The organism is Hymenobacter sp. (assembly GCF_036388155.1).
Classification (GTDB): domain Bacteria; phylum Bacteroidota; class Bacteroidia; order Cytophagales; family Hymenobacteraceae; genus Hymenobacter.
On record NZ_DASVSI010000171.1, the window covers coordinates 1 to 2,415 of the forward strand.

Below are 2,415 nucleotides of genomic sequence, written 5' to 3' on the forward strand. Positions count from 1 at the left end.
CAACAGGCCTGAAAGCTTCCAACACAACCGGTCGGACGCCTACGGCGTCGGACCGGGCCCGTACCAGCCATTTCGCAAATTGGGGTAATTACTGCAATTCTTTCATTGGTGAGAAGGTCCTTCGCAAGCTCAGGATGACAATTTTTTATTCTTCCTCGGCTGAAATGGCGGCTGGGCCTTCTGGTAGATTAATCAGCGAACCTAATAGCAGGGCGTTCGAAAACAGGCGCGAAGTGCCATGCCAGTAGTGGCGGAAGTTGGGGTCGTCGGCAAAAAGCACCACTCGCCCGGAGCCTACTTTGCTCAGCACCACCGCGGCTGAGTTGCTGATTTGGTTCAGGTTGGCCTTCGACACGTAGCCGCTCACCAAGGGTTTGGCGGTGTACTGGGCCACGGTGGCGTAGGGGTTTCGGCTGGGCCGCAGGAACGTGGTGCCGTTGCGGAACACGTACAGGCGCCGGTTGGTCAGCCCAAAGGCAATGGGATTGGTGATGTCGATGTCGGCGGAATAGATGGACCCGGCGATGGCGCGGGTGCCCTCCTGCTCCTGCTGCACAAAGTCGGCGCGGCGCGGCCCAAGCGGCTTTCCTTTGGCGGTGGCCGTGGTGTCGGCCCAGCCGCCGTTGGCTGGAACCAGGAGTTTGTCCTTCACGATGCCCTGCTTGATGGCCCATTCCGAAGCATTTTTCAGGGTAATGAGCGTGCCGCCGTCCTGCACCCAACGGCGCAATTTTTCTACGGCAGCCTTGTCGATGCCGGCGTAGGACCCTCCTACCAGCACAATGCTGGTGTAGCGGCCCAACGGGGCCCGCCCAAAGTTGCTCACTTCGATGCGGCTCAGGGGCACGCCCAATTGCTGGCTGGCCACAAACCAGGCCTCGCCCACTTCCGACGCATTGGTGCCCGTACCTACTAATATGGCTGCTTTCGTTTCCGGCACCGTGCGCACGTTGTTGGAGCCCAGGTCGATGCCGCCCGCGCTAAAGCCCGTGCTTACGCTGGTGAAGGCCACTTGATTCTGCCGGCTGATGCGGCTCACAATTTGGAATACGGAGTCGGCCGGCAGCTTTTGCGCCGCTACCGGAATAACCAGCGTGCCGTAGCCAAAATCCACGGGCCGGTCGGTTGGGCCGGCTTTGAAGGGCTTGAAGCTGACTTTGGCCGAAAGCCCGGCCCGGTGCAGCGCCGAGAGCGCGCGTGGCGCGTTGTAGTCCGACCACGGGAGGAGGTAGGCGTAGCTGCTCTGGCCACCGCGCACCTCTCCTGCCAAGGCCTTGGGTGCCTGAATGGCCGCGCCCTGCACCAGATTGGCGTTTTTCTGCTTCGAGACGGCCAGGCCGTAGGCGTGGGCCTGGCTCCAGCCCGTCACGTCGTAGAACACGCTGTCGTGAAAGGTGGTGAGTTCCTCGAACAGCGAATTGACAATGCGGTACTGGGGCTGCGCAGTGGGCACCACATACGCTTTGCCCTTCTCAAAACTTTGCCGGTCGAGCGTCACGTTTTTGCCCAACTCATGCACTTCAATCTTGTGCTGAAGGAGCAGCGACAAGAACTTGTTGGTCAGGGTTTCGTCCTGCGCGTTGCCAAAGACATACGCTTTGGTCGGAAATTTCTTGGCGTCGCTCAAGGCCGAGGTGAAGAAGTCCCGCTGGTGGCGCAGGTACAGGTCCTTTTCCTCTACCGCGCCGCGCACGGTGGCCAAGCCCGTCGCCACGTGGTTGCGGATGGTGAACGGGAACGTAACCACGCCGTTGGTGCCTTCCTGAGCCAAGCCACGCGAGCTGCCTACTTCGAAGGTGATGCCGACCCCGCCCTGGAAATCAGGATAAGTAGAGCCGTAAATGGGCGACAGGTTGTCGAATTGCTCCTTGGTCCAGTACAGCGAGCCGAGGTTATCCAGCGCTTTAGCAAAGTATTTAGCCAGGTGCACGTTCAGCACTTCATAAGTCGCCCGGGGAATGAGGTCGTTTTCCGTGCTGAAGGGTTTGGAGGGCTCAAAGTAGTAGGTGCCGTTGGTGCCCATTTCGTGAAAGTCTATCATCACGTTGGGGTACCATTCGTGGAAAAAGGCCATGCGGGCCCGGCTTTCGGGTTGGGTCAGGGGCAGCCAGTCGCGGTTGAGGTCGGTGTAGAAGTGGTTGGTGCGGCCGCCGGGCCAGGCCTCGGTGTGCTCGCGGTCGAGCGGGTCGGTGGGGTTGGGCCACGACTTGTTCTGGTCGAACCAGTGCGAGGCGCGGTCGCGCCCGTCCGGGTTTTCCAGCGGGTCGATGGTGACGACCGACTGCTGCAGCCACTGCTGCGTCTCGGGGCTGGTGGACGCGGTGAGGTAGTACGCCATCAGCAGCGCCGCTTCAGAAGAGCTGCTTTCGTTGCCGTGCACGCCGTAGTTAAGGCTTACCACCACCGGCAGCTTCT

The 2,415-nt window shown here is 60.7% G+C and carries 1 protein-coding gene; it reads right to left on the reverse strand.

From position 1 onward, the window contains the following. Positions 1-145 precede the first annotated feature (145 nt). The coding region (locus VF629_RS24120) for a M14 family zinc carboxypeptidase (RefSeq protein WP_331061073.1) at positions 146-2,415 on the reverse strand (2,270 nt) is incomplete at its 5' end.